The sequence below is a fragment of the Clostridium sp. MCC353 genome (assembly GCF_018785315.1).
Classification (GTDB): domain Bacteria; phylum Bacillota; class Clostridia; order Lachnospirales; family Lachnospiraceae; genus CHH4-2.
In genome coordinates this window covers 35,285-62,238 of sequence record NZ_WQPN01000025.1, presented here as the reverse complement: position 1 = coordinate 62,238, position 26,954 = coordinate 35,285, and the positions used below count along the sequence as shown (strand labels likewise).

The 26,954-nt window shown below is 46.6% G+C and carries 21 protein-coding genes; 11 read left to right on the top strand and 10 right to left on the bottom strand.

Features of this window, described 5'->3' with window-relative positions:
• Nucleotides 1-60 precede the first annotated feature (60 nt).
• Nucleotides 61-1,410 (top strand): glucose-6-phosphate isomerase, encoded by a 1,350-nt coding sequence (locus GPL15_RS06410; protein WP_215697151.1) that lies wholly within the window; start codon nucleotides 61-63, stop codon nucleotides 1,408-1,410.
• Between the two features lie 58 nt (nucleotides 1,411-1,468).
• On the opposite strand, the gene GPL15_RS06405 is transcribed toward GPL15_RS06410, so the two are convergent.
• Nucleotides 1,469-2,179 carry a biosynthetic peptidoglycan transglycosylase gene (locus GPL15_RS06405; RefSeq protein ID WP_215697148.1) on the bottom strand — a complete coding sequence of 237 codons (711 nt, stop codon included), beginning with the start codon at nucleotides 2,177-2,179 and terminating at the stop codon, nucleotides 1,469-1,471.
• Nucleotides 2,180-2,343: 164 nt separating this feature from the next.
• Complete coding sequence (locus tag GPL15_RS06400; protein WP_215697146.1) at nucleotides 2,344-2,610, bottom strand: hypothetical protein; 267 nt, start codon at nucleotides 2,608-2,610, stop codon at nucleotides 2,344-2,346.
• 350 nt (nucleotides 2,611-2,960) lie between these two features.
• On the opposite strand from GPL15_RS06400, the gene GPL15_RS06395 reads away from it, so the two are divergent.
• The 7 genes from GPL15_RS06395 to GPL15_RS06365 all read left to right on the top strand — a co-directional run bounded on the left by GPL15_RS06395 (nucleotide 2,961) and on the right by GPL15_RS06365 (nucleotide 12,033).
• On the top strand, nucleotides 2,961-3,926 hold the full coding sequence (locus tag GPL15_RS06395) for an Rpn family recombination-promoting nuclease/putative transposase (RefSeq protein ID WP_252198133.1): 966 nt from the start codon (nucleotides 2,961-2,963) through the stop codon (nucleotides 3,924-3,926).
• 105 nt (nucleotides 3,927-4,031) lie between these two features.
• A complete protein-coding gene (locus GPL15_RS06390; protein WP_215697144.1) occupies nucleotides 4,032-5,078 on the top strand; it encodes a response regulator in 1,047 nt (348 codons plus the stop codon).
• Between the two features lie 4 nt (nucleotides 5,079-5,082).
• Complete coding sequence (locus tag GPL15_RS27930; RefSeq protein ID WP_215697142.1) at nucleotides 5,083-6,810, top strand: histidine kinase; 1,728 nt, start codon at nucleotides 5,083-5,085, stop codon at nucleotides 6,808-6,810.
• A gap of 177 nt (nucleotides 6,811-6,987) precedes the next feature.
• Complete coding sequence (locus tag GPL15_RS06380; protein ID WP_215697140.1) at nucleotides 6,988-8,358, top strand: ABC transporter substrate-binding protein; 1,371 nt, start codon at nucleotides 6,988-6,990, stop codon at nucleotides 8,356-8,358.
• A 36-nt stretch (nucleotides 8,359-8,394) separates the two neighbouring features.
• Nucleotides 8,395-9,264, top strand: a complete 870-nt coding sequence (locus GPL15_RS06375; RefSeq protein ID WP_215697138.1) for a sugar ABC transporter permease — start codon at nucleotides 8,395-8,397, stop codon at nucleotides 9,262-9,264.
• 10 nt (nucleotides 9,265-9,274) lie between these two features.
• Nucleotides 9,275-10,114 carry a carbohydrate ABC transporter permease gene (locus tag GPL15_RS06370; protein WP_346344907.1) on the top strand — a complete coding sequence of 280 codons (840 nt, stop codon included), beginning with the start codon at nucleotides 9,275-9,277 and terminating at the stop codon, nucleotides 10,112-10,114.
• A 14-nt stretch (nucleotides 10,115-10,128) separates the two neighbouring features.
• Complete coding sequence (locus GPL15_RS06365; protein ID WP_215697136.1) at nucleotides 10,129-12,033, top strand: hypothetical protein; 1,905 nt, start codon at nucleotides 10,129-10,131, stop codon at nucleotides 12,031-12,033.
• 70 nt (nucleotides 12,034-12,103) lie between these two features.
• Here GPL15_RS06365 and GPL15_RS06360 read toward each other — a convergent pair whose 3' ends face one another.
• The 5 genes from GPL15_RS06360 to GPL15_RS06340 form a co-directional block, all read right to left on the bottom strand.
• Nucleotides 12,104-13,249, bottom strand: a complete 1,146-nt coding sequence (locus tag GPL15_RS06360; protein WP_215697134.1) for a hypothetical protein — start codon at nucleotides 13,247-13,249, stop codon at nucleotides 12,104-12,106.
• A gap of 18 nt (nucleotides 13,250-13,267) precedes the next feature.
• Complete coding sequence (locus GPL15_RS06355) at nucleotides 13,268-16,072, bottom strand: sulfatase-like hydrolase/transferase (protein ID WP_215697132.1); 2,805 nt, start codon at nucleotides 16,070-16,072, stop codon at nucleotides 13,268-13,270.
• Between the two features lie 116 nt (nucleotides 16,073-16,188).
• Nucleotides 16,189-17,865, bottom strand: coding sequence for an extracellular solute-binding protein (locus GPL15_RS06350; protein WP_215697130.1), 1,677 nt, complete (start codon nucleotides 17,863-17,865; stop codon nucleotides 16,189-16,191).
• Nucleotides 17,866-17,936: 71 nt separating this feature from the next.
• Entirely contained in the window at nucleotides 17,937-18,833 is an 897-nt protein-coding gene (locus GPL15_RS06345) for a carbohydrate ABC transporter permease (protein WP_252198131.1), read from the bottom strand.
• Nucleotides 18,834-18,845: 12 nt separating this feature from the next.
• Nucleotides 18,846-19,790, bottom strand: a complete 945-nt coding sequence (locus GPL15_RS06340; RefSeq protein ID WP_346344906.1) for an ABC transporter permease subunit — start codon at nucleotides 19,788-19,790, stop codon at nucleotides 18,846-18,848.
• 257 nt (nucleotides 19,791-20,047) lie between these two features.
• On the opposite strand from GPL15_RS06340, the gene GPL15_RS06335 reads away from it, so the two are divergent.
• The gene (locus tag GPL15_RS06335; protein ID WP_215697129.1) at nucleotides 20,048-22,231 is read left to right on the top strand and encodes a helix-turn-helix domain-containing protein; all 2,184 of its coding nucleotides are present in this window, start codon (nucleotides 20,048-20,050) and stop codon (nucleotides 22,229-22,231) included.
• Nucleotides 22,232-22,242: 11 nt separating this feature from the next.
• Here GPL15_RS06335 and GPL15_RS06330 read toward each other — a convergent pair whose 3' ends face one another.
• Entirely contained in the window at nucleotides 22,243-24,285 is a 2,043-nt protein-coding gene (locus GPL15_RS06330) for a heparinase II/III family protein (RefSeq protein ID WP_215697128.1), read from the bottom strand.
• A 275-nt stretch (nucleotides 24,286-24,560) separates the two neighbouring features.
• On the opposite strand from GPL15_RS06330, the gene GPL15_RS06325 reads away from it, so the two are divergent.
• Nucleotides 24,561-24,758, top strand: coding sequence for a hypothetical protein (locus tag GPL15_RS06325; RefSeq protein WP_215697127.1), 198 nt, complete (start codon nucleotides 24,561-24,563; stop codon nucleotides 24,756-24,758).
• Here the strand turns inward: GPL15_RS06325 and GPL15_RS06320 are convergent.
• Entirely contained in the window at nucleotides 24,755-24,967 is a 213-nt protein-coding gene (locus GPL15_RS06320; RefSeq protein ID WP_215697126.1) for a hypothetical protein, read from the bottom strand. The genes GPL15_RS06325 and GPL15_RS06320 overlap by 4 nt on opposite strands.
• Before the next feature lie 59 nt (nucleotides 24,968-25,026).
• Nucleotides 25,027-26,259 (bottom strand): RelA/SpoT domain-containing protein, encoded by a 1,233-nt coding sequence (locus GPL15_RS06315; RefSeq protein WP_215697124.1) that lies wholly within the window; start codon nucleotides 26,257-26,259, stop codon nucleotides 25,027-25,029.
• A gap of 202 nt (nucleotides 26,260-26,461) precedes the next feature.
• On the opposite strand from GPL15_RS06315, the gene GPL15_RS06310 reads away from it, so the two are divergent.
• Entirely contained in the window at nucleotides 26,462-26,944 is a 483-nt protein-coding gene (locus GPL15_RS06310) for a PrpR N-terminal domain-containing protein (RefSeq protein ID WP_215697122.1), read from the top strand.
• Nucleotides 26,945-26,954 lie beyond the last annotated feature (10 nt).

Below are 26,954 nucleotides of genomic sequence, written 5' to 3'. Positions count from 1 at the left end.
TGATATAATCTAGCTAATATATTTGTCAATTTTATAACGTACAAAAAGGAGAAGAACATCATGAGTAAAGAAATAACATTTGATTATTCAAAAGCTACTGGTTTTATCTCAGCAGAAGAATTGAACAATATGAAAGCCACCGTTGAGTGCGCTAAGAACGTGCTGACAGAAAAAACAGGAGCAGGTAATGATTTTCTTGGTTGGATTGATTTGCCGGTAGACTATGATAAGGAAGAATTTGACCGGATCAAGAAAGCTGCGGCAAAGATCCAGAGCGATTCAGATGTGTTGCTGGTAATTGGTATCGGCGGTTCTTACCTTGGTGCAAGAGCGGCAATTGAGTTTTTAACAAACAGTTTTTATAATGTTTTGGACAAGGAGACACGTAAAACTCCGGAGATTTATTTTGTAGGCAACAGCATCAGCAGTAAGTACATAAAGGATTTGCAGGCAGTGCTTGCAGGGAAGGATTTTTCCATCAATATTATATCCAAGTCAGGTACAACTACTGAGCCAGCCATCGCTTTCCGTGTATTTAAGGAAATGTTAATAGAGAAATATGGCAAAGAAGAAGCCAATAAACGTATTTATGCAACCACTGACAAGGCCAGAGGCGCTTTAAAGAATCTGGCAACTCAGGAAGGCTATGAGAGCTTTGTAGTTCCTGATGATGTAGGCGGACGTTTCTCCGTACTTACAGCAGTTGGTTTGCTTCCTATAGCAGTCAGCGGAGCGGATATCGATCAGTTAATGGAAGGCGCAGCTTCTGGAAGAGCAAAAGCGCTTGAAACTCCATATGAGAGCAATCCCGCCATGCTGTATGCGGCAATCCGCAACATTTTATTGAGAAAAGGTAAGAATGTTGAGGTTGTTGCAAATTATGAGCCCAGCCTTCATTATGTGTCTGAATGGTGGAAACAGCTGTTCGGCGAGAGCGAAGGCAAGGACCAGAAGGGGATTTTCCCGGCTGCAGTTGATCTGACCACAGATCTGCATTCCATGGGACAGTTCATTCAGGATGGCGCGCGCATCATGTTTGAGACTGTGATCAATGTAGAAGAGTCAGAGGCAGAGATCATTTTGAAGGAAGAAGAAGTTGATACGGATGGTATGAACTATCTTGCAGGAAAGACCGTTGACTTTGTCAATAAGAGTGCCATGAACGGTACCATTCTGGCACATACGGATGGTCAGGTTCCGAACCTGAAAGTCAACGTTCCTGAGCAGAACGCTTATTATCTGGGTCAGTTATTCTACTTCTTTGAATTTGCATGCGGTCTGAGCGGATATATCCTGGGTGTGAACCCGTTCAACCAGCCAGGCGTGGAAAGCTATAAAAAGAACATGTTCGCTTTGCTTGGAAAACCTGGTTATGAAGCAGAACGGGAAGCTTTGTTAAAGAGATTATAATTTCCAGTGAATATAAAATTAAGGCGTCCGGTTTTCCGGACGCCTGATTTTATGTGATCTAATATTGAACCTGAGCAGCTACGGTTTCAGCCTGCTCCAAGGAATAGTAACCGCAGGCCACCATCCGCTTAAAAACCTGAAGCTGGCGCCTTCTTGCCAACTGTGGGTTCTTAGTAGGCGCGTATACCGACGGAGCGTTAGGAATACCTGCCAGCAATGTGCATTCATATTCCGACATGTCGGCGGGATCTTTACCAAAATACCCCTGGCTGGCATCTTTAACGCAATAATAACCATCACCGAAATAAATGGTGTTCAGGTAAATTTCAAGAATATCTTCTTTCTCATACGTATTTTCAATATGGAATGCCATAAATACTTCTGCCGCTTTTCTGGTTAATTCCTTTTCCTGGGAAAAATATAAGTTTTTAGCAAGCTGCTGTGTGATCGTGCTGCCGCCTTCAATAAACGCGCCTGCTTTGATATCATTGACAACCGCACGGCCAATGGCGATTACGTCGATTCCGGGATGACTGTAAAAACGTTTGTCTTCCACAGAAATCACCGCGTTGATATAAGTCTGGGGCAGCTCTTCATAGCTGGTATAGCTTTCTTTTGACTGAATGGATTCTACTTTTTGTTCCAGGCTCACAGAATTTATAGCGTCACGGTAGATCAGGTATCCCTGCACTGCCGTTACAATGAAAAAGCAAATGCAGACGAACATACAGAGAAATATAAAGTGTTTTACAATTTTCAGAATCTTCATTCAACCACCTGCTCCTTCTAAAAAATTTATGATTCACATAGTAATGAAAATTATCTGATTAAATTGTATCATATCACTCTTTTTCAGACCTTAACGAAACCTTATATTAAATTAACGTTTTTATTCTAATTATGACAAAACATTTAACAATTATTGCCAAATAATTACTCTTCGATTACTTGTATTTCCAAATAATCAAAATCAATGGATTCTATGAAATTATCCTTATTGAAACGGGTTTTGTCATGGCGTTTGAAATCAGCAATGTTGGAATCCAGCCAAATTGGTTTGCCCAGATCAAATTCATAGCAAATATCATCGATGGCCTGAAAAACCATGGAAGTTCGGGATATGGAGTAATCGCCGTTGCAGATTACAGTATCTTTTATCATATGATTGTTGCGGAATATTTTGGCCCACATGCGGAACATAATAGGACTCCTTTCTACTATTGTAGTGCTCCTTAAAGCAGAATATGATGTTGAGGGAATTTAAGTATATCATTGATAATGCATTTTTAAAAGGCTTGAAATATTTTTTCCTTTTCAGAGGATGATTAAAAGATGGATATCCGATGCATTTTGACCGGCTTTTACAGTCAGGAAGATGAGCGGTCTAAACGGTTGCTATATGGTGAGTTTTGATAAAAATATCTCTTGATTTTAATCTATGCCTGTGATAGAGTAAAGGAACTTATCTCAGGAGTTTCCGCTTCTGAATTATTTTGGCAGTTCTGCCAGCGATCCCATTTTTTATAAAATAATATAAGGAGATACTGCATATGGAAGACAGTAAAAACAAGGTATTTTTGACTGCAAACTTAGCGAATTTAATGGACAGGAAAGGAAAAGAACGGATCATCCGTGAGCTGGCAGACAGCGAAAAAATGCTTAATATTCATCTCACGAATGATTTCGCCTTTAAGAAGACCTTTCACAATAAGACCGCGTTAACCGGGCTGTTAAGCGCACTTTTAGATATTCCGGTGGAAGACATTAAGGAATTGGAATTTCCGGATACCTATTTACACGGTGAATATAAGGAAGACCGGGAAGGAATATTGGATGTGAGAGTACATCTGAACCATGAACGCAAGATCAATATTGAGATTCAGGTATTGGAATATCCCTTTTGGGAAGAGAGGTCTTTGTTTTATTTGAGCAAGATGTATATTGATGATTTTTCAAAGGGAGAGGATTATTCAGAGTTGGAGGAATGCGTTCATATCGGTATTTTAGGGTTTGATCTGCCTCAAACGGAACATTATTACTCTGTCATCCGGCTGATGGATGAGAAAACCCATACCATATATAGTGACAAGCTGAGTTTGCGCATGTTATACTTAAATCAACTGGAGCGGATCTCCCAAGAGGAGGCCGGAGAAGAAGTCTATAGATGGGCAAAGCTGATATCGGCGAAAGATTGGAAGGTGTTGAGAGATATGGCTGAGAAGAATGAGTATATGAAAGCGGCGGTAGAGGAGATGGAGAAGATCAATTCGGACCGGGAACTGCGGTACAGGTACTTGAAAGAAGCGATGAAATTATCGGATGAGACAACCATCAGGAATTATTATACTAGTAAAGGCCGGGCTGAGGGAAAGGGAGAAGGAAAGGCAGAAGGCGAACAGTTTATGCTGCGGCTGATTAAATTGATGCTGAAGGACGGTATAGGGCAGGAAGAGCTTGACCGTTTGGAGACGGATGAGGAATTTAAGAAAGAGATGATTGAAATGTATATGAAATGACATTATGGCAGCATTTAAATCTGCCAAAAAACCGGCGCAGGCTGTTACCAGATAAAAAAACAGCCCACGCCGGTTTTTCAGCGGTAGGAAGGGGGAGAAAGCGGCATGAAGAGGATTATAATTATTGAAGATGAGAAGATAGTCATCAATGGAATTAAGGCAATGCTGAAACGCATCAGCGGCGGGTACCAGGTTGTTGATTCGGCAAACGACGGGATATCCGGTTTTGATCTTCTGCTGAGAGAAAGGCCGGATATCGTGCTATGTGATATCCGCATTCCCGGCATGGATGGGCTGTCGTTAATTGAGGCTGTGAAGCCGCTGCTTCCGGACACCATTTTTGTGGTCATGAGTGGTTTCCGGGAATATGAATATGCAAAAAAGGCTCTGTCCCTGGGAGTGGTTGAATATGTGGAAAAACCGGTTACCATTCCAAAACTGGCTGTTTTAATGGAAAAAATTAATAAGATGGAAAAAATTAATAAGGCAGAAGCCGGTACGGGAACCGGAGAGCGGTTTGAAACGATTAGTAAAACTATTTTGAAAAAGATCAGAGATAATGAGTGGGCGAATTTAATGGATTGCGTGGAAGAGCTGATAAGAATGAAAAGCAGGGATGATCTGGCAGACTGCAAGAAGGAGTTATTCCGGTTTGTCTGTGTGGCATCCACAGTATTTTATGAGGAAAATGTCTCCGGTAAGAGAATGACGCCTCATCTGCCGTCTCTTAGCAATATGGAAATTCTTGCCTGCCACCAGGATGTAGATACCTATGTGCAGGTAATCATGAAGGATATAGTGCGGAAAATGAGCGGAGATGGGTACAAGGCCATGCATAAGGGAATCCGGCAGCTCTTAGAGTATATCCATGAAAATTACAACAGGGATATCGGCCTTACGGAGTTATCGGATTTCATCCATATGAATCCGGCCTATTTGAGCGTTCTGTTTAAAGAAGAGGTGGGAATGAGCTTCATTAAATACTTGACCCAGATCAGAATCGAGAAGGCCAAGGGACTTCTGGCTGAGAATTATAAGAATACGGAGGTCTGCCGGATGGTCGGCTATCAGAACTATCCTTATTTCTGCGAGATTTTTAAGAAAGAAACGGGAAAGACGCCTGGGGAGTTCCGCAATTCAAAGAGGGGGTAATCGTGTGGAGTGGAAAGGGATCGTCAGGAAATTGTCGCTGAATAAGATCAAGAGCCAGATTTTAATATCTATGATCATATTGACGTTTTTAACGACCATATTTTTAGCGTTTTTTATCTACAGGGTATCGGCAGACCGGAATTATAAGATGTACGGGGAGTTTAACAAAAGCAACATGACAGCCTACAGCAAAATGCTGGATTTAAAAATGGGCAATTTTGTGGAAATTGTCCGGGAACAGATTTTAAAGGATGAATTTCTGGTTTTGTTGGAAAATGGCGGAGGCAGCGCTTCCGGGACCCGATTCGACAGTGTGCGGGCAGTCAGCATTCTTCCGGTGCTTTCAAAAACCATTTCGAAGGATCACGCTTTTTCAGAAATCGCAGTGTTTGACCTCAACGGTCATTGCCAGATGGCATTTCAAAACACGAAAAACAGCACGGATTACCAAAAATATTATGAAGTACCGGTAACTGGCGAAGAGGACTGGTACCGGTCCGCAGTCCAGGGAAACGGCAAAGAAGTTTTCTGGGGATGTGATGTTCTGAATGAATCCAATAAGCAGGACATTTCATTTGTCAAACTGCTGAAAAGTACCAGGACATTTGAACCGGTGGGAGTTCTTGTGGTTGCTGTGAATAAAAAGGTGATCACCGATTTAATGGAAGACTGGGATATGGGGCAGAAGGCATACTCAATTGTGATCAATGACAGCAAGCTGAAAGACGGCGCCGTTTATTTCCGCGGCGAAGAACCGTCTGAGAATGATTTATATATGACCTGTACAAATGGAATTACGGGCTGGGAAATCACCAATGCAATTCCTTATGGCATTCTAAACCGGGATAATTTGTACATTAAAATGGTTATTTCAGTTTTGGTTATCTCAATCTGTGTGATTAATATTGTGCTTTCATTTGTGGTAAGCCGTAAGATTAACGGGCCGCTGAAAAAACTCCAGGTAGCAATTAACCGGATGAAAGAGGAAAACTGTGGGATAGAAACGGTTTTTGATGAGGGTGAAATAGGGGCCATAGGAAATCTTCTGAAGGAAACGGTGAACTACAATCTTTCCCTGAACACAAAATTGAACGAAGCCAGGATCAGGGAGCGGGATGCCCAGCTCCTTCTCTTACAGTCACAGATCAATCCCCATTTTTTATATAACACGCTGGATTCCCTGTATTGTATGGCGATCATTGACAATGCGGATGATGTGGCGGAAATGGTTTCCGCTCTATCGGATATGTTCAAATTATCATTGATTAGGGGGAAGCGCTTTCTGCCTCTTAAAGAAGAACTTGAATATGTAAAAAAATACATGCAGATTCAAAATATGAGATATAAGGACCGGTTTGAGACGGTTTTTTCAGTGAGAGACCAGGCTGAGGACTATTATATACTGAAATTTTTGATTCAGCCATTTGTGGAAAATGCGGTGTACCACGGTCTGGAACCTAAGATCGGAGAGGGAAAGGTGGAAGTTTCATGCTGGCTTGACGGAGCCTTATACATATCTGTAAAAGATAATGGAGTTGGAGCGGAGGACTGCCGCCAAATTGAAAATGGTTACGGGATCAATAATGTGAAGGAACGCATACGCCTCTTTTATGGAGAAAACTATGGCATATCCATAAAAAGTAAGAAGGGGGAAGGCACAGAAGTTGTTATACGCATCCCGCCCTGGGGCAAAGAACAGTACAGGGCAGTGATGAGGGAAATAAAATATTAGGACTTTAAAAGTGTAAACAGGCTGAACAAAAATAATAAGCCGGTTTACACTTTTTTTAGATTAAAAAAACAGACAGATCGAAAGAATCATGAATGAATTCTAAAATATGAGCTGTATCTATCTAAGCCATCTGATATTAAAATATATGTAACAGAAAAAATGAAAGGGAGGCTGCTTATGAACAAGAGACGTTTATTAACTATTTTATTGACATCGGTAAGTGTAATAACCGCGGCGGCAGGATGTGCGGGGAATGGCGGGCAGACACAGGCGCCAAGTGAGAGCGCCGGAGAAAGCGCTTCTGCAGCTCGTGAAACCCAGGCAGGAACAGAAACCCAACAGGCACAAGATGAGTGGACGCTTCATTTTATGATGCCTTACGCAGAAAACCATGCATTGGCAAAGACCATAGCAGGAGTTGTGGCCAAGTATCAGGAAACGCATCCCGAATTCGTGTATCATCCCGAATACATTTCAGACAGTGAGGCTTATTATCAGAAACTAAAAATTCTTATCAGCAGCAACGAAGCACCGGACTGGTTTTTTGGTGATCCCGATACATTTACCGAGGGGCTGAGAGATATGGGGATGCTGTATGATATCGGGGGGCTGATTGAGGAATTGGGAATCCGTGATTATTTCATGGATATTACTTATGAGTATCCCAAATATGACGACGGATCTTTATATCTGATGGCAACCGGAGCCAATACGGAATATTTTTTCTATCATCCATCTCTGTTTGAAAAGGCCGGAGTGGAGCCGCCGAAGACATTTAATGAATTCTTTGAAGTTTGTGACAAATTAAAGGAGGCGGGGATTACACCATTATCAGCCCAAAGCGATCCTTGGTATCTGCTGAGATTTGCGGCAATGGTGCCGTACCGCATGACAAAAAATGAGTTTATAGATTCTGCCAGAACGGGGCAGACGTCATTTCATTCTGAGGCGGGGATCAAAGCCGGTGAATTTGTCCAGCAGATTTCCCAGTATTTTGTGGATGGATGGGCGGGAAATGACGCGTCTACGGCCAGGGACTATTTTTTAAGCGGCGGCGCGGCCATGTGGTATAACCCCACGTCTTCCGCCCTGGATTATGTGACAGATGAGAATCAGGAATGGAAAGAAGATATCGCATATTTTACCATGCCCACACTGGATGGTTACAATGTGACAGCAGGCACGGATTATTTTGCGAACTCAGGAAAAGGCATTGCCATGCTTGCGGATTCCATGAGTGTGGAAATGAAGGATTTTGTCAAGTTTTTTGTGGAAAATTTCGGCGATACGGCCTTTTATGAAAATAATTATATCAGCGGCATCAAACCGGAAAATACCACGGACATTTCAGACTGTTACAAGGAACTTCTGGATAATTTCAGCAAAGTAGGCCCTCAGAATTATGCTTATTGCTGGGACGTGCGGATGGATGCGGCCAGTAATGAGGTGTTGAAAGCGGAAACCGTCAATCTGGCCATAGGGGAAATCACTCCGGAAGAATGGGCTGACCGGATTGATAAAGCGGTGAAAGAAAATGCAGGGAATTGATTAAAAGATTGATAGATGACAGAAGGAGAGTGAACAATGCGGGTTAAAAATCGTTTTACTCCATGGCTGTTCTCAATGCCGGCCTTAGCGGTATATCTGTTTGTTGTGCTGATTCCCGTAGTTTGGACCATATGCCTGAGCTTTTTCCAATGGGATGGAATTGCCCCTATGAAGTTTGCAGGAAGCGGGAATCTGCAAAAGCTTGTGGGAGATCAGACATTCCGTAAAGCGGTTATAAATAATCTGAAATTTACGTGCATCAGCACATGTTACCAGTTTACCGTGGGCATGGCGCTGGCCGTCATTCTGAGCAGCGTGAGCAGGGGCAGAAATCTGTTGAAAGTAATCTATTTCATACCGTGCATTATAGCGACGGTAGCGTTGAGCCAGATTTTTATCAAGTTACTGGCGCTGGAACCGATGGGGGTTTTTAATATTGTGATCGGTAAGCTGGGATTCCAGCCGAGATCATTTTTGGGAAGTCCCAAAACCTCTCTGGTTACTCTGGCGATGGTGGACGGATATAAATACTGCGGGATTTATATGGTCATTTTTTATTCTGCGTTTCTATCGGTCTCTCAGGATGTGCTGGATGCGGCGATGATTGACGGCTGCGGATTTTTTAACCAATACAGATACATTAAAATACCGATGATTAAAGATATTTGCGGATTGGTGCTGGTTATGCTGATTAACGGAACGTTGAAATCTTTTGAAATGCCATATGTTCTCACCAACGGAGGGCCTGGAACATCCAGCGAAATGGTGGCGACCTACATGTATAAAAGCGCATTTTCATCGATGAAATACGGTTACAGCAGCGCGATTGCGGTATTCCTTTTGATGGAGTGTCTGTTGGCGGTATCCTTGCTCAGAAAAGCTGTGGCCGCAGGCGGCGGAGAATAGGGGGGAGAATGTGAAGGGAAAGAAATTCAGGCCGGTGGCAGTTTTTTTCTATATTATTCTTATTTCTTTTGCTGTTATCCAGATCTATCCGGTGATTTGGGTAATGGCTTCAAGCCTCAAAACAGAGGAAGAGCTGGTAAACAGCGCGTCCTATACTCTTCCGTCGGGATTTTATTTCGGCCATTACAGGAATGCGCTGAAAAATTCCAACATACCGAGGGCTTATGTTAACAGCATTATTGTGGCCGTCAGCACATTGCTGATGGAAATCAGCCTGGACTGTCCGGCCGCGTATGCGATCTCGAAACTGCGTTTTAAATATGGAAAAAAACTGCTGTCTTTCTTTTTAATGGGGATGATGATTCCTACCTTTGTATGTTTGATTCCCATGTTCCGTGTATACAATATTTTGGGGCTCAGGAATACATACCTTGCGCTCATACTGCCACAGGTTGGCTTTGGGCTTCCTCTCGGAATTTATATGTACACCGGTTTTATGGGATTTATATCGGATTCGCTGCTGGAGGCGGCTAATATTGACGGCGCCGGGCCTCTCCAGATCTTTTTCAGGATCGTGGTTCCTATGGTAAAAAATACAACAATAACAATTGTTACATTTAAATTTATTTATGTATGGAATGAATTTACCTATGCGAATACATTTATGACCAGCAAGGCGATGAAAACCCTGCCTGTGGCCCTGAAAGATTTTGCGGGAGAAAATGGCCTTGTGGAATGGGGGTCAACCTACGCGGCAATTACCATGGCAATTCTGCCTACATTGGTGATTTATTTCCTATTGAGCAAGAATGTGATTGAAGGAATGGCGCTGGGAGCGGTGAAGAGCTGAATGGAGGAAAAATAATGAAGAATAGCGTAACAGTGAAAATTGGCCGTGCAGGGGAAACGGTCATCCAGCCAAATCTTTTTGCGCATAATCTGGAACATACCAGAAGCTGCATGTATCATGGGCTGAGCGCCCAGATGATCAGGAACAGAAAATTCGCGGGAAAACCGGCGTGCCGTACCGGTGTGGCGGATCAGTGGTACAGGATTGGCCGAAAGGAAGTCTATATGACGCTGGACAGAATGGACTCCTATGTCCGCCATGTAAATGATTCCGGCGTCCGAAGAAATGAATGCAATTCCCTGATAATACAGAATCCTTTTGAAGGCATGGAAGCGGGAATTGGGCAGGACGGCATTTATCTGGAAAAGGGGAAATATTATAAAGTTAGTGCAGTGATTAAATGCAGAGGTGAAAACCGGTTCCCCTGCCGCATCAGAATAATCAGCGGCAGCAGAGAAACAGTCTATGCTTACCATGAGGTATTGCCGGAGCAGGGAAGATGGGAAAAAACCGGTTTTTGTTTCAAAGCAGAGGAAAGTGACGCGAATGCCCGTCTGGAACTGGTCTTTTCTTCCAAAGGCGAGGTTAAGGCAGGAGTTGTATCAATGCTTCCGGAGGACAATTTTCACGGTATGAGGCGGGATGTTGTGGAACTGCTAAAAGAAATGGGAGTGACCGTACTCCGGTGGCCCGGCGGCAATTTTGCCGGAGAATACAGGTGGAAAGACGGCCTTCTCGATGTAGATGAAAGGGGGGCTCTGTTGTCCTACCGGTCAGTTGAAACTCATCCGCATACAGGCGGGTTTGATTTCCATGAAATGGGTGTCGATGATTTTATAGCCCTCTGCCGGGAGATAGGCGCCCAGCCCTATATAACGATCAATCTGGCCTGGGACAGCCCAAAAGAGAGCGGGGAATTTGTGGAATACTGCAATGGAAGTGAAGAGACCGTTTGGGGCCAAAAACGCTGTGAAAGAGGAAATCGGGAACCGTACAATGTGAAATTCTGGTCTTTGGGAAATGAATTCGGCCTGGGACACATGGAAGGCCCCAATACGCCAAAGGAATATAGTGAAAAGGCGCTGCTGTGCGCGGAAAAAATGAAGGAAGCAGATGACACAATTATACTATTCGCTTCGGGGGCCTATTCGCCGGAGCATGATTCCGGCCTATGGGTAAAGGAAAGCCTGCCCCGCCTGGCCCCTGTGATCGATTATATTTCATACCACTATTATCTTCCCCGGCTTTTTGAAAGCGGAATGGATTTTATCACTGAATCCGGCCTGAGGGAGTGCTGGAAAGCGGTTTTGCAGGCGCCGCAGCATTGTGCCGGCGATCTGAAGCATTTGCGGGAGAAGATGGATTCAGGAACTGAGGAGATGAAAAAGGTCAAAATTGCATTTGATGAGTGGAACCTTTATTTTACCTGGTATCACGATCCCTGTGTGCTGGAGGGCTTGTACACAGCCCTTATGCTGGAAATGTTCTGCCGGAAGCAGGACGCTTATAAAATGATGATGGCCATGTATTTTCAGCCGGTTAATGAAGGCGCGGTCAATGTCTATCCAGGCCATGCGGAGTTAACGGCAAATGGCCAGGTATTTAAACTGATGAAGGCGCACCGGGGAAACCGGCTCCTGGTTTCTGAAACCACCGACAGCAGCCTGCACTGCCTGGTATCGGAAAATGAAGATAAGACAGTGATAACGCTGATTAATACTGATTATGATTCTGATATGGAAGTTAAATTTGAGGGGATTGCTGTCTCCGGCGCTGAAAAGAGAGAGGTGCTGAGGGGGACTGAGATTTTACATGGATATAAGTTTATCGAGGAGACTATTGCGGGGGATTCTGAAACTTTGGCAGTGCCGAAACGTTCTATTGTGCAGATTGAAATGGGGAATGGCAGTGAGGAATAACAGTGAAACTCCTCACTGTTATTCCCCACGTCATTCATGTAACTATCGAACGATAGAGCCACGCGGTTCCTCAGTCTATCACTGCCACGCGGTCCGCTGCCGCCTCAAGCTTCTGTTCGTCCAGATAAATACCAAATCCATAGCCGCTTCTGTCGGGCCCGATAGGGTTTTTCTGGCTGTTTGTAGGGATTTTTAAAATGGAGTCGTAGTAAAAGTCCGATTCTGCTTCTTTTTCCGTCGCTTCTACCCATCCAGCGGAAAGGCCGACGGCCAATTGCTGCCATATGGTGCAGCCAGGCCCCACCAGGCTGTCGTCTCCGATGAAGAGGATGGAACCCAGAGCTTTAATTTTCTCTGCAAGGGCCACGGCGTCTATGATGGAAGCGGAGCAGCCCGGGTGGATGTTGTAGATATCGCCCATTCCGCTCACTATGGTTTCCCGGGCTTTCCGCGACGGCCTCATGGGATAGTCGGGAATCAGGGACAGGGGATGGACGCTGCTTTGGAGTTTCACCCATTCGTCCCGGGTTAAGAACGCGGGATCTTCACAGGCGTCCAGACCGGCTTCGTATAAGCGTTCCATGCTCGTAATGATTTCATCCAGTTCTTTTTTTGTACCCTCCGGCCGGTAGCCGCAGTTTACGTCGCCGATCAGATAAGTTTCCCGGCGGGACAGGTGTTTTCTCACAGTTTTAATCACCTGGCAGTCCAATTCCTCCCTGCCAAAAAGTTTTACCTTAATATATCTGGCTTTTCCACAGGAAATTGCGTAGCGGACTTTCTCATCCACAAAATCCAGGTCATCGCTGAGGATAACATAGACCCCGTATACCGGCTCTCTGCCTGGAAGTTCCAGTAAGTCCAGGGCGTTTTCTTTGGTTAATTTTCCCCAAAGATCGATCAGGGACATTTCTGTCATCTCTGTCATCCGGTCTTCCCATGCGTCTCTGTGATCTCTCAGGTAAGTGATGGCCTCTCCGACCGGCTTTCCAACCAGTTCCTGAAGCCAGCGGCTCCAGGTTTCAAGAGAGACATCCGGCCGGTTGACGGAGATGATGTTTTCCCCGCAGCCGGTTTCATTTCCGGCTTTTACTGCTATAAATACATGCTGTCTGCTGGTCCAGGTGCCGAAACTGAACTTTTTCGTTGCGTTTATCTGATACAAATATAGTTTAGCTTCTGTAATTACCGCATTAACGTTTTCGTATGATTTCATATTTTCCTATCTTCCTATCTATTCTTGATTCTCAGCGGATTCCATATGAGTGAGGAAACCGTCATTCTGTTCTTTGAGCCAGGAAATAAGCATTTTTTCCAGAGATCCCGCTATGGGATGGCTGGAAGGAGATGCAATGAGGGCCGGATTCATTTCCAAGGGGTCTTCTTTCAGGTCATAGAGCAGCCGTTTCATGTGGGGCGTGGTGTCGTATCCTGCTTCCGCGATATAGACATAGCGTGAGGTGCGGATTCCCCGCCAGCCAAAATCCAATGGATTTTTACCGGCCTCCCGGAATGCTTTGAGGAATACGTCCCGGCCCGGACATGCCGCCAAAAAACAGACTTTATCCGGATGAGCCGGAATGCCTTTGATGTCTGCCGAACAGTCCGTGCCTTCAACCGTTTTTGGAATGGGAAGATCCATCAGGCCCAGGAGTGTGGGCATAAAATCCGGACTTCCGATCAGGGTATGGCAGACGGCGGGGGATAAACCGGCCCCTCCTGCGATCAGCGGGATGCCGATGGATTCTTCAAACCACACGTGTTTTGCCATCAGGCCATGGGAGCCCATCATATCGCCGTGATCCGCGGACAGTACAATCAGGGTGTCATCGTAGATTCCCTGTTCCTTTAACGTTTCGATCAGGCGTCCGAACTGATCGTCCAGGCCGGAAACCGCTGCGTAATATTCTTTGGTGATCTGAATCAGCTCTTCTTTTGTATAACAGGCCGGTTCGTAGGTGTGATGATGGATGTTGGCCAGGTCTACATTTTCCTTTAAAGGGATGTCTTCTTCCTGATATAAATCCAGGTAACGTTTGGGAACCAGTTCATAGGGGCTGTGAGGCGGATTCCAGGAAATGAACAAGGCAAAGGGTTCATTTCCGGTCTGGTTCTTTAAATAGTCGATGGCAATATCTGCCTCATGCTCGGGTGACCAGGTATTTACCTTGATCTGCTCCGGAGTGTCCTTCCAGTAGTGGGGGGACAGATGCTGGTCGCAGGCCCCGTAAGAATACCAGAAGTCAAAACCGTGACGTTTTGGTCCTGGCGGAGTATAGGCGTCCCAGTTCACTGCGCCTGATTCCGGGTGGGGCGATTTATTCTGGTCCGGTTCGTCCAGGTGCCATTTGCCGATGTATCCGGTATGGTAGCCGTTTGCTTTCAGCACATCGCCGATACAGATTTCTTCCTCCTTTAAGCCCATGGACAGGTCGGTTTTACAGTTGGTAAATACTCCGGTGTTCAGCGGATGTCTGCCTGTCAAAAGGCTGGCCCGGTGAGGGGAGCAGAGGGGGAAGGTGCTGACTGCATCAGTGCAGTATACGGAATTTCTGGCAAATGCGTCCATATTCGGAGTTTTTACCGGGTCCTTACCCGCGAATCCCACCGCGTCCCTGCGCCACTGATCGGCAAAGACGAACAGGAGGTTTTTCTTTTTCCCTTTCATTTCCCGGAAAAATGGGTCGTTTTGCTTTTGGGCCCATTCCTTCAGCTCCTGATAGAGACGGCCGGAGGTTTCTTTGTATCGTTCGTCCAGGCAGAGGTTGGTTCTTTCGTGGGGGTCGGCATTTAAATCGTACAATTCTTCGGATACATTATCATAGATATATTTGTACCCGTCCTTTACGATCATGCGGCGCATATCCCCGAACTGGTGGTTTCCGCAGTATACGCTGAATATTGGGCGTTCCTCCGGTTCCGTTCCATTTATTATGCTTTCCTTTAACGAATGGCCGTCCAGATCATTGGATGTTTCAAACCCCAGCAGGCCGCCCAGGGTGGGCACGAAGTCCAGATGGGACACGGGAGTTGAAAAAAGGCGGCTTTTTGTACCTGGAACGTGGAAGATGGCAGGCACGCGGACCGCGGATTCGTACAGTTCCATTTTCTGATACATGCTGTGCTGGCCCATGTGTTCGCCGTGATCAGTTGTGAATACCATCACGGTATTTTCAGATAAGCCCTGCTGTTTTAGGGTGTCTCTGATCCGCCCGATTTGAGCGTCGCATAACGAGGATAGGGAGAGATGGGCGTGCCAGCCCTCTTTCCAGCCGTGTTCCGGCGGATAACTGCCAAGCTGCGCGGCCGCGCCTTTTCTGCGGTTTAGCGGTTCGCCGCAGGAGGGTTCGCCGGTGCCCGGAGGAAGCTGGATTTGGTCTTCATCAAACAAATCCCAGTATTCCTTTGGCACAATTAAAGGCGGATGAGGGGCCCACATGTATAAAAACAGGGCGAAAGGTTTGGCGTGGGGCTGTTTTAAGTAACTGACCGCTTTATCCGCAAACCATACGTCCTTGAAGTCTTTCAAGTCATAGGGCCAGATTGAGGTGCGGGCGTTGGAATAGCGGTGCTTTTCGTATGTTCCGTCCGCCAGTTCGTCGATTACAACGGAATCCGTGTCTTTCCGTTTGATATCCAGACCTTTCGCTTCTGCATAGGCGGCATAAGTGTGGTCATCCTCCCAGGCGGCGAAGGGAATGGAATCCTTCAGGGGCGGTTTAACGCTGATATGGTTCACTCCGATGTGGGCGACTTCGTATCCTGCGTTGTAAAGCATTTGATGGATGGTTTGGTGATTTTTTGCGTATTTTCCGGGTAAATCGTTGAGCATCATGCCATTTTTGATGGGATTGATGCCAGTGGCGAGGGCGGTTCTGGCGGGGACGCACAGAGGGCAGGCGTTATAGGCCTGCCGGAATACGGTGCTCTCGTCAGAGAGACGGTTCAGGCTGGGCGTCACTTCCCTGCCGCCGGATATCATTCCCAAGGTATCGGCACGCTGCTGGTCTGTCATGATAAATACCAGATTTTGTTTCATAGATTCTCTCATTCTGCCGGTCACGGCGGTTGTTGTGATTATAGGGTTGAGTGGTTTTAACATCAAGGGTGAAGGCATTTTCGAAAATGCCTTCACCCTTTACTTTAAATCAGCCATTATTCCAGCGACTGATAACGGTCATATGCTGTCTGATAGATGCCGATATAGTCCTGAATATGCATCTGATCCAGCTTCTTCAAATATCCGTCCCACTCAGTGTCAATGCCTCCGTTTACAATCCAGTTTGCATAGCACTGATCCACATAAGCCTTAATGTCTGTTTCCAGGGCAGAAATCTGTTCCACTTCTTCCATGGTGAAGTAAACGCTTGGGAACACTTCTTCGGCGGGCACGTTGTATGGTGCGAAGAATTCATCCAGTTCTTTTCTCTCCTGAAGGTTCGCATTCAGTTCCAGCTTGGAAGCGATATCCATGGTGACTGCGCCGACGCTGTTAACGCCTGGTGAGTAGTCGTGGATCATTTCTGTAAATGTTTTGCCATCCGGTACCGGCAGATAGTGATAGGTGCCGTCCTCTCTCTTTTCCAGTGTGCGTCCAAACAATCCCTGGTCGATCTGAAGGGAGGTTTCAGGGTCAAAATGAAGGTCGATCCAGCGCATCAGAACTTCCGGGTTCTGGGCTTTATTGGTGATGGCAAAGGAACCTTTTGAGTTGATGGCAGAGGTATATGTGTTCCAAATCTGTTTGCCGTCCGCCCCTTTAAGCGGCGCCAGGGGGATGAAATCATCCTTGTTTGCTCCGGCGCTGGAGGAAAGGCTCCAGGCCATGAAGGAACCGATATTTTTCTCAGGCGCTTTGATTTTGGCTGTGAACACATTGAAATCATGGGTGAAGCCCTCTTTGTCCACCAACTGCTCTTTGTACAGTCCATTAAAATATTCAATGGCTTCTTTATACGGTTCTGTGATTGCCGTATAGATGACTTTGCCGTCTTTTACAATAAAATGATCCAGTTTGTCAAGCTGTCCGAAACTTCCGAATAAAGAGAACAGGCCGTTTTCTTTTCTGTTGTAGAGAAATGTGAACGGGATCTCATCGTCGGTACGTCCGTCGCCGTTCATGTCATTGTCCCGGAACGCGATTAAAACATCTCTGAATTCATCCAGGGTTTCCGGCGCTTTCAGGCCAAGCTTATCCAGCCACACTTTGTTGATGAAGAGTTTGTCATGAGTGGTGGGTGAGAGTTCGGTCAGGGAAGGCAGGCTGTAAATATTGCCGTCCGGGGCGGTAAGCTGTTTGCGGTACTCATCGTTGCTTTCCAAAAGGTGTTTTACATTGGGGGCGTACTGGTCGATCAGATCATTTAAGGGGATCAGCATGCCCTGGGAGCCGTATTTAATCACGTCAACATCTGTTAAAATAGCCTGGCCGTAAAATGCATCCGGCAGCTCGCCTGCGAACAGAAGCCCTTTTTTCTCTTTCCATCCGTCCTCAGAGCTCATGTTCCATTCAATATGTACTCCGGTGTTTTCCTCCAGCTTTTGGAAGAATTCCAGCTCCGAGAAGTTCTTGTTGTGCCTTGACTTTGCGGCCATTTCGTAAGTGACCGGTTCATTGACGATGGGGAGTCCGGCCGCGTTAAACAGCCCTTTTTCGGCGGCAGCGGAGCTTTCCCCTGAAGACCCGCCCTGAGCCTCGGTTTGGGCAGCCGTAGTGGCAGTGGATGCTGCGGTTGCCTGTGTGGTTTTCTGCGGTACGCAGGCAGTCATCATTCCGGCTGTCATGGCTGCCGCCATCGCCGCGCTTAAAATTCGTTTCTTGTTTTGTTTCATGATACGTCCTCCTTATTCATTATATAGCTTGTTTGTATTAGAGCCAAACATTAAAACCGATATTCAATCCGTCATCCCTTAACAGCTCCCACCATAACCCCTTTAGCGAAATATTTCTGCAGGAATGGATAGATAACCAGTACGGGAAGGGCGGATACGATAATCAAACCGTATTTAATTAACTCCGCCGCTTTCTGCTGTGCCATCATGCTGTCGATATCTGCCATCATGTCAGCGGAAGCCTGATTTTGAACCAGAATGCCGCGAAGCACAAGCTGAAGGGGATAAAGCCCCTCGTCTCTGAGGTAGACCAGACCGTTCATAAATTCATTCCAATGGGCCACGCCGTAATAAAGAACTAAAACAGCCACAATGGATTTTGACAGCGGCATCACGATCTTACAGAAGAATTTGAAATGGCTGCATCCGTCGATTGCGGCCGCTTCATACAGCTCCTCAGGTATATTGTTCTGGATATTGGTCTTTGCGATGATCACGTTAAATACGTTGATTGCCGGCAGCAGGACCATAACCCAGGGGGTGTCATACAGATGGATATTCTGCATCAGTATGTAGGTGGGCATCAGGCCGCCCTGAAAATACATGGTGAACATCATAAAGAATGTTAAAAACTTTCGCCCGCAGAAATCCTTTCTGGAAAGCGGGTAGGCGAAGAGCATTGTGAGCACGATATTGATGCAGGTTCCCACTAAAGTATAGAAAATGGTATTTCCATATGCGCGCCAGATCTTGGTGTCTTCAAATATTTTTTGATATCCCAGGACATTAAAGCCCTTGGGCCAGAAAACGACCTGTCCCGTATTGATGAAATCCGGGTCCGAAAAGGAAGCGATTACGATGAAATACAGCGGATAGAGCACCAGTATGGTGATAATGCCCAGCATGGTATAGTTGAAGAGATCAAAGATGAGGTCGCCTTTGCTTTTCATTTTCAGTTTTGCTATCATCTGTCCCACCCCCTACCAAAGACTGTTTTCGCTGGTTTTCTGAGCGATTTTATTGACGGTTACCAGCAAAATAATATTGATGATGTTGTTGAACAAACTGATGGCCGCAGAATAGCTGTACTGGGCGTCGATCAGGCCGATTTTGTAAATGTAGGTTGGTATGATCTCGCTGGCGGATATATTTAATCCGTTCTGCATCAGGTATGCTTTCTGGAAGCCGATGTTCATCACCTTTCCCATTTCCATGATCAGCATCATGGTGATGGTAGGCATGATCCCCGGAATGTCGATATTGCGGATGATCTGCCATTTGTTGGCCCCGTCCATTCTGGCCGCTTCGTACAGATCGGTGCTGATTCCAGCCAAAGCGGCTATGTAGATGATGGCGCTCCAACCTGCATTCTGCCAGACGCCTGACAGCACGAATATGGGGCGGAACCAGGAAGGTTCACCTAAAAAGAATTTCGGATCGCCGCCGAATAATGTTATTATATTATTAATTAATCCGGTACGGGGCGATAGAAAAATGTACAGCATTCCGGTCAGTACTACGATGGAAATAAAATGCGGACAGTAAGTCACAGTCTGGACGAACTTTCTGAACCGCTGGTTTTTCATCTGGTTTAAAAGGATTGCCAGTATGATTGGAAATGGAAACCCGATCAGAATCTGTAAGAAACTGAGGGACAACGTATTTTTGATCAAAGGCCAAAACTGATAGGATTCAAAAAAACGTTTGAAATACTTAAACCCGACCCATTCACTCCCCCATATACCCTTGCTTGCATAGAAATCTTTAAATGCAATCTGTACCCCGTACATAGGGAGATAGTGGAATACAATAAAATAAATGACAGGCAGCGAACACATGAGAAGAAGCTGCCAGTCTTTCCGGACCGCCTTTTGGATTCGGACCGGCAATGGTTTTTTTGTTTGCTTATTGGACAATTGCCACACCTCCTGGTACGATTATAGGTGTGCAAAGTATATAATTACAATGTTCATTTTTTAATGCATAATACAAAATTTATATAAAAAACCGTTTAAAATCCGGGCGAAATGTTTAAAAATGCCCATAAAACCGTTGGTTTTAATACTTGGAGTATACATTTTTTACTACATAGGCATTTTTTTGATGGTTGCAAAGTCAGGGGCTGGTTGTTACAATTGATGTAATTATTCTGGCTTTGGAAAGGCAGGATGGGGGGACATCTATGCGTGGGTTAAAATTCGATAAACTTTTCTTTAAATTTTTACTTTCTTATTTACTGGTTCTTTTGATTCCTGTTTTGCTGATTAACGGTCTGTTCGGATACCGGTTTATCCGTACGTATCAGAAGGAGATACAGGCCCAGGTGGATGTGGATTTGATTCATTTCGGGGATACCATTGATTCCGAGATGCAGACGCTGGCCAGAACTGTGGATCAGATGCACCTTTTGATGGATTTTAATGGATACCATTTTGATGACAATCCGCTGGAAGGGCGGCGGTATGTGAATAATCTTTCCATTTACTGTACGACCAATCCGTTTATCAGGGAGATGGCCTTATATCTGCAGAATGAAGATTATATGTACATAGACCAGTCCACCTGCAAAGTGGATTTCTTTTTAGGGCAGTTATACCGGTTTGAAAATACCGATCCGGACAGCCTGAAGGAGCAGCTCGTTCACGGAGAGCGCAGGATGGTGCTGCCTGCTCAGATGGTGAAGACGCCGGGAAAAGATGTGGAATATATCACGGTTTTGGAGCCGCTGTATACGGATTACCAGACTATAAAGGGAACCTGCATCTTTTTTATAGAAGCGGATGTGATCAGGAACCGGGTTCACAACCAGTTGGGCAAATACGGGGTTGTGCTGTCCATAGAAGACCGGGATGGGAAACGGCTCTTTACCTCGGATCCGGAGTTTGACAGTATGGATGCGGCTGAGGAAAGAAAGGAGTTTTTTACCTCGGTCCATAGATCCGACCAGACGGGATGGACTTATACGGCCCATGTACCCAGGGATCAGCAGTTTTTACAGAAGATTAACATGATTAACCGGGAACTGCTGTTCATCACCCTGCTTGTGCTTTTTCTGGCCGGTCTGTTGATCTCCGTGCTGATGCGCATGAATTATTCCCCGATCCGCAGGCTGGGGGAGAAGGCGTCCTCTCTGCTGGACAGCCCGGGGCAGAATGGCGAGCTGGAAACCATATCCAGCACCCTGGACTTTTTGTCGGACCAGAACCAGTATCTGTCCGCTAAATTAAAAAGCAGCGCTGCGGCCATCAAGAGCAACCGGATTCATAAACTGCTGACCGGACATTACATGAGCCGGGAAGATTTCAACCTGGATGTCCAGGATCTGAATATGGGATATGAAAATGACTGGTTCTTCGTGGCGGTGGTTCAGGTTCACGGGAAAATCGAAGATTATGATGCGTTTGCCCTGCGCCTTCAGGAGCTGCTGTCCGGGTCCATGGAAAGTTTTTATACATTTACCCCGGAACCGGATAAGATCATCCTGATTAACGGAACCAAAAAGGAATCTGGTAAAAAGGCGGAAAAGGCATTGGAACAGATGAGGCTGACCGTAAAAGAAGAAACACGCATGGAGCTGACCATAGGCGTGGGCAAGCTTTATTCCGGCACTCTTTCGGTTCCGCGTTCCTATCTGGAGGCCCGCAGCGCCCTGGATTACCGTTTTGTGAAAGGAAATGGAAATACAATCCTCTATAAAGACCTCCTGACCGGGGATAATGCGGCATTTCCATATCCCAAAAGCCAGTTTGAGCAGTTGAAGGAGGCCATTGCCCGGGCGGACCAGAACGTGATCCATGCCTGCGTCGGCTCTTTGATCGACTATATACAGAGAAAGAACCTGCCGCTGTTTGTGGCTAAAGGCATTTGTTTTGACATACTCAGCATGTTTATTGAAATTTCTGATTCATTCCATTACACGTTATCGGATACGGTGGATCTATCGTGTCTCATGCAGCTGGACACCGTGGACGACGTGATCCGGCTGATCCAACAGCTTAACACGGAACTGACCGCCCATCCGGCAGGCCAGCCGAAACAGGACTCCGACCGGCTGCTTCAGGAGATCCTTGTGTACATTAAAGAGAACTGTCTGCGCTGCGATTTTTCAATCCAGGAAACAGCGGAACATTTTAATATGCTGCTGCCCAATTTGAGCCAGTTTTTTAAAGAGAAGACCGGGCAGAATGTTTTGGACTACAGCACGGATTTCCGCATGGAGAGAGCAAAAAAACTGCTGGCCGACCCTAAGCTAACGCTTAAAGAGATCAGCCAGCAGGTGGGCTATTATAATGTTTCCAGCTTCATCCGCCGGTTTAAACAGTTAAATGGCATCACGCCCGGAGATTACCGCAAACAGAAACGGTGAAAGGGGCCGGTTTACCAGCAGAGTACGGTGCCTCCGGTCTTTGGCTCTCCCGGCTTGAAGACCAGGACGGTGCCCAGTCCCATATATCCGTCTGCGCACAGCATTTCATTGGCTCCGGCAATATCTTTGTGGCCGATGATCACCACATAGGTCTGCCCGTTAAAGGTGATTCTCAGTCCGTGGGCATCTTCCTCCGGCAGGGTGATCCCTCTCGCCGGTGAGGTGACGTCAAGACGGGTGACCTGGGGTTTTGCATAAGAACCTTTTTTACCGCCTGCGATGACGGTTACCAGGGTGCAGCAGCCGTTTTTCTTCCGGGATAAGGTGATGGTCCGGTTTGATTCCATCTGGTTATAATTTCTGGAAATCCGGGTGGATGTGACGGCAGCGTCCCATTCCGTATTGATGTCAAAGATGAAATCAGCTTCCGCGTTCCGCCCGGTATAATGGGCGGAATTTTTCTGTTCAGACAGTTCAACGGTTCCGTCCGGGTTAAAATGATAGTTCTGCTGGTAAACATGCTCTGTGGAGCCATAAAATGTATCCGCAATGATATAAACTCCGGTTCCAACAGCCAGTACCCTGCGGTTGATATAGACGTCTCCCAGCCCTTCCTGCAGGTATCCGCCGTGACCGCCCTGAACCAGGGTGAATTCCCCTTTTTGGCAGTATGGCTGGCGGTAAGCGGGGGAGAGGCCGCTCACGCCCCAGGAATCCAGGCAGGTGAGGTAATCCCTGCTGTCCACGGTTGGGGTGTTGTGGCTGAGGGCATTTTTAAGTTCGTACCGGATTGGGCCGCCTACATAGTGATACCGGCCCGCATCCATCAGGATGTCTTCTCCGCCTAAAACCAGGTCAATGTGAAGTTTGTCGGAATGCCCGTGTCCGCCGCCCAGGCTTCCGCAGCGGAAATGGAAGAAATCATCGTCTTCGTTCCAGCCGGATCTCAGGTAGAAGTTCCCGCTGCTGTTAAGATCCTTTAAGAGGAAGTCCGGTTTCTGGGGTTCCATAGCTTCATAGGCCTTCACCCCATCTTCCAGATAATCCCAGATTCCGTCAAAATCCAAATGTTCATACGCGGCGTATTTTAACACCGGATCGCCGAACAAATAGGCGCTTTGGGCCAGCAGATCCCTGAGATCGGTTTCGTCGCTGTCGCCCTGGGCGGGCTGGCAGTGATTGGGCTTTTTCCACGCCAGGTTGACCCGTGCCATCTGATGCGCCTTATGTACAAAGGTTTCCGGCATGGAAAAACCGTACCGTTTCGCCAGGCGGAGGGCTTCTATGCTGCAGTGGAATACTTCGTTATGGTACATAGGAGACTGCTCCCACTGAACCCCGTCATCCATAATCTGAACCCTCAACCCCTCGTCCAGGCGGCTGATGGCAGTTTCTATCCAGGTTTTGGTTTCGCCGGTTTTGGAGATTTCCAATGCATCGGACAGTGCTAAACCGATTTCTAAAAGCCCTCTGCTTTCAATTACCCCCCAATTGCTTTTAATCTGGAAATATTTGTAAGATCCCATCAGATAGCGTGCGTGGTCGGTTAAACAGTTTACATAAAGTTCCATCAGCTCTTCTGTGACAACGGGACTGTCCTTAAAGTAAGCCATGGCCTTCACCCAGGTTTCCGCGCGGATTCCCGCCTCAATGCTCCGCCAGGTGGTTTCCCTGGAATGATCGGTCAGCGGATTTTCTTTGATCCAGGATTCCAGCAGTTTGGCAAACGCTTCTGCATATTTTTCATTTCCGGTCAAAGCATACGCCTGCCCCAGGCAGATAAAAAACTGGTGTCTGTTAAACTGAAAAATGAATTCCGGATCGTCCCCCGGCTGATAATCCCACTTGACAGGGCCGTCAAAATGGACAGGTTCATAAGTACGCTCCATATCCCAGCGGAGATCGAACAGGAACGTATGGTTCACCGCATCGTCCGCAATCCGGAGAATATGCCTGACTTCCTCCGGCCAATGAGTTTTACAGTAATCCCCGCACCAGGACATTTGACCGGAGGAGATGAAGTTGTTGGGGTTATTAAAGTAGGCTTTATACATAGTGATACCTCCATGGTTATTGTAAGTTTAGTATATAACGGCCTGGAGGTTTAGGAAATGTACTTTTTCTAAGATTAATATACAATTTTTAAAATATACCCGGTTTTTTACTTTATTTTGGCGAGAGTAACGCCATGAATCCTGGGAACGGGGCCGGGCATGGCCTGCGGGACCAGGGGCCGGCTTCCAACCGTAAGTGGTTCTAGGCCTGCAAGGGCGGACAGAATAGTAACCCCTCAAGGCATTTTCGGAAATGCCTTGAGGGGTGATGTTAAATGGTGTGGGGATTTACATTAAAGGGTGAAGCCATTTTCGAAAATGCCTTCACCCTTTATTTTAATTACTTTAGCCAGAGAAAACCAGCAGAAAAGCGGGACGAGGGAGCGGAGGCGGGATTGGATGTTTGGAGGCGGGCATGGGGAGCGGAATCCGTCGGGGATGAAAGCCATCTGGAAACCGTTAGTGAAACTTAGGCTCCAGAGATGGAAAAAGACGGGCAGAAACTGAAAACCAAATCAGTTTCTGAGATGCCCACTGAACGGTAAAGTCCCATAAAGAGTTTACCGTGAATGGGCATCGGACCGTCTTTTTCCATCCCTGGAGTCTTAGTTTCACTTACGGTTGGAAGCAGGTTTTCATCCCCGACGGATTCCGCTCCCCATGCCCGCCTCCAAACATCCAATCCCGCCTCCGCTCCCTCGTCCCGCTTTCCTGCGTAACTTTCACTAACTAAATCCCAATTTAAATCTCATTTATCTTCCCCAGCAATTCCTGCGCCTCCCTCGCCTGCTTTTGGATCATTTCCACATCCGGAATCTCAATATCATGGATCAGCACATTGCGCAGTTTCCTAAGGGATGCGATCTTGCCCAGCGCATCCTGGCTCAGGATATTGAGGCGCTTTAAGGAGTTGATATTGAAGGCCCCCCGGCTTCGCGGCGCGTTCTTATAGGTCATCCGGTTCAAGGTATTTTCCAGACGCACCCAGTGGGTAAAGAATTCATCCACCGCATGCCGTGTTTTTTCGTCCGCCCTGCTCTCGTCAGAGCGCAGTTCCCTGTAACTCTGGTAGCGCTTTTCACTCCCTGTTATGATCTGGTCTATGATCTGCTGGGAAATGTTGCGGCGGTCCTTTTCAAATTTCACGGATTTTAAGATCGGCTCGATTTCCTTAACGGTTGTGATCTTTAAATGGTTCAGAAGCTTAAAAAGCAGCTCTACATTGCCCATTCTGAGCTCTATATCTTCCGGCCGGAAGTTGTTGCTCAGATAATTATAGAGGTAGGACGCCAGATCGTACTGGCTGACAAATGAGGTGCTCTTGTTGCGTATGCGCTCATTTCCCGCGTTCTGAAGCCGCTCCAGGGCGATTTCACCGGTCAGCACCAGACCGTTCAGCTCATCGATGATGGCCAGTTCCTCTTCGGATAAAGTCCCCTGAAGTGGTTTGTAGATCAAGTCGTGCTCCACTTCCGACCAGGCATGCATGAGAACAGACGCTACCTGGATTTCGATGCGGGCCGCTGCATATTTCTGCTGGGACGGATCTAAATGTTCTTCCCTCATATGGGCGCGGTAATGGTTGGCCCAGTAGCCGGAAAAACGTTTATTATAAGAAGGAGGCTTTGACTGTTCGGGAAACTGTTTTGTTTCCAGGACCGCGAATAAATCGGCTATCAAAGCATTGGCCTTCTCACGGTCGCCGGGGAAATATAAGGAAACCCTGACGCCGGAAAGATCAGCAATATCCTCATAAATTTCCCTCATATTCTTATAGGGCACTTCCCTTCTGGAATTTCTCCGGAGCACTTTGCTTTTCAGCCTGCCTGGGTTCTTTGCCCGGGATGTGACGATGGCGCGGATACCGGCGGACTGCAGGGCGTCTTCCAACTGCTTTGCCGCCAGCCGGCCTGCGGTTTCATAGAACTGGAAACGTCTTTTATAATTTTCTATAAACTGGTTGACTAAGTCCATTAGAGCCTCCTCACTGCTTGGAGCGGGCCGGCAGGCGATGTTCCGGCGCGCTCTTGGTTTGGCTATATTATAGCTCAATTGGGTTTGTAACTGCAACAAAAGGTTTTCTTGAGATTCCTTACATATTTGTATTTGCTCCATGTGCCGCTTATGATATACTGAATTCATGGTTCTGGAGGAGCTTTTGTGAGGGGGTAATAAAATGGCTGGAATAGCTCTGCTCCTGCCCGATGCGCTTCTGTGCAGACAGGCAGAAGAGATTATAAAAAAGAAAAAACACCATGTGGTATATATTAAGGAAACAACTATCGACACCGTGGTGCTGGAAGCGAGAAATGCGATTGCCAAAGGGGCCAATATCGTCATTTCCCGAGGGAGCCAGGCCAGTGCGGTGAAACAGCATACCAATATCCCGGTTGTGGAGATCGAGCTGACGGCCCAGGAACTGGGGCTGTCGATTGTGAAGGCAAAGAAGATACTGAAAAAGAAAAAGCCGTTGATCGGTATCTTTTTCTGGAAAGGAATGCTGTGCGACACGTCTAAATTTGAAGAGCTGTTTGATGTGAGAATCATCAGACGGGATTTAAACAGCGAAAGGCCATGGATTGAAGAGGTGGAAGAGGCCATTTTAAGAGGGATGGACTTTCTGATCAGCGGGGAACAGTGTGTAAATTATGCTAACTAGAAGGGGATTC

Excerpts from the sequence above, each read along its gene's own strand:
- GPL15_RS06315 (WP_215697124.1), bottom strand. The coding sequence starts at position 26,259 with ATGGACTTAGTCAACCAGTTTATAGAAAATTATAAAAGACGTTTCCAG.
- GPL15_RS06335 (WP_215697129.1), top strand. The coding sequence starts at position 20,048 with ATGCGTGGGTTAAAATTCGATAAACTTTTCTTTAAATTTTTACTTTCT.
- GPL15_RS06330 (WP_215697128.1), bottom strand. The coding sequence starts at position 24,285 with ATGTATAAAGCCTACTTTAATAACCCCAACAACTTCATCTCCTCCGGT.
- GPL15_RS06400 (WP_215697146.1), bottom strand. The coding sequence starts at position 2,610 with ATGTTCCGCATGTGGGCCAAAATATTCCGCAACAATCATATGATAAAA.
- GPL15_RS06350 (WP_215697130.1), bottom strand. The coding sequence starts at position 17,865 with ATGAAACAAAACAAGAAACGAATTTTAAGCGCGGCGATGGCGGCAGCC.
- GPL15_RS06405 (WP_215697148.1), bottom strand. The coding sequence starts at position 2,179 with ATGAAGATTCTGAAAATTGTAAAACACTTTATATTTCTCTGTATGTTC.
- GPL15_RS06395 (WP_252198133.1), top strand. The coding sequence starts at position 2,961 with ATGGAAGACAGTAAAAACAAGGTATTTTTGACTGCAAACTTAGCGAAT.
- GPL15_RS06410 (WP_215697151.1), top strand. The coding sequence starts at position 61 with ATGAGTAAAGAAATAACATTTGATTATTCAAAAGCTACTGGTTTTATC.
- GPL15_RS06365 (WP_215697136.1), top strand. The coding sequence starts at position 10,129 with ATGAAGAATAGCGTAACAGTGAAAATTGGCCGTGCAGGGGAAACGGTC.
- GPL15_RS06390 (WP_215697144.1), top strand. The coding sequence starts at position 4,032 with ATGAAGAGGATTATAATTATTGAAGATGAGAAGATAGTCATCAATGGA.
- GPL15_RS06360 (WP_215697134.1), bottom strand. The coding sequence starts at position 13,249 with ATGAAATCATACGAAAACGTTAATGCGGTAATTACAGAAGCTAAACTA.
- GPL15_RS06375 (WP_215697138.1), top strand. The coding sequence starts at position 8,395 with ATGCGGGTTAAAAATCGTTTTACTCCATGGCTGTTCTCAATGCCGGCC.
- GPL15_RS06380 (WP_215697140.1), top strand. The coding sequence starts at position 6,988 with ATGAACAAGAGACGTTTATTAACTATTTTATTGACATCGGTAAGTGTA.
- GPL15_RS06355 (WP_215697132.1), bottom strand. The coding sequence starts at position 16,072 with ATGAAACAAAATCTGGTATTTATCATGACAGACCAGCAGCGTGCCGAT.
- GPL15_RS06345 (WP_252198131.1), bottom strand. The coding sequence starts at position 18,833 with ATGATAGCAAAACTGAAAATGAAAAGCAAAGGCGACCTCATCTTTGAT.
- GPL15_RS06325 (WP_215697127.1), top strand. The coding sequence starts at position 24,561 with ATGGTGTGGGGATTTACATTAAAGGGTGAAGCCATTTTCGAAAATGCC.
- GPL15_RS06310 (WP_215697122.1), top strand. The coding sequence starts at position 26,462 with ATGGCTGGAATAGCTCTGCTCCTGCCCGATGCGCTTCTGTGCAGACAG.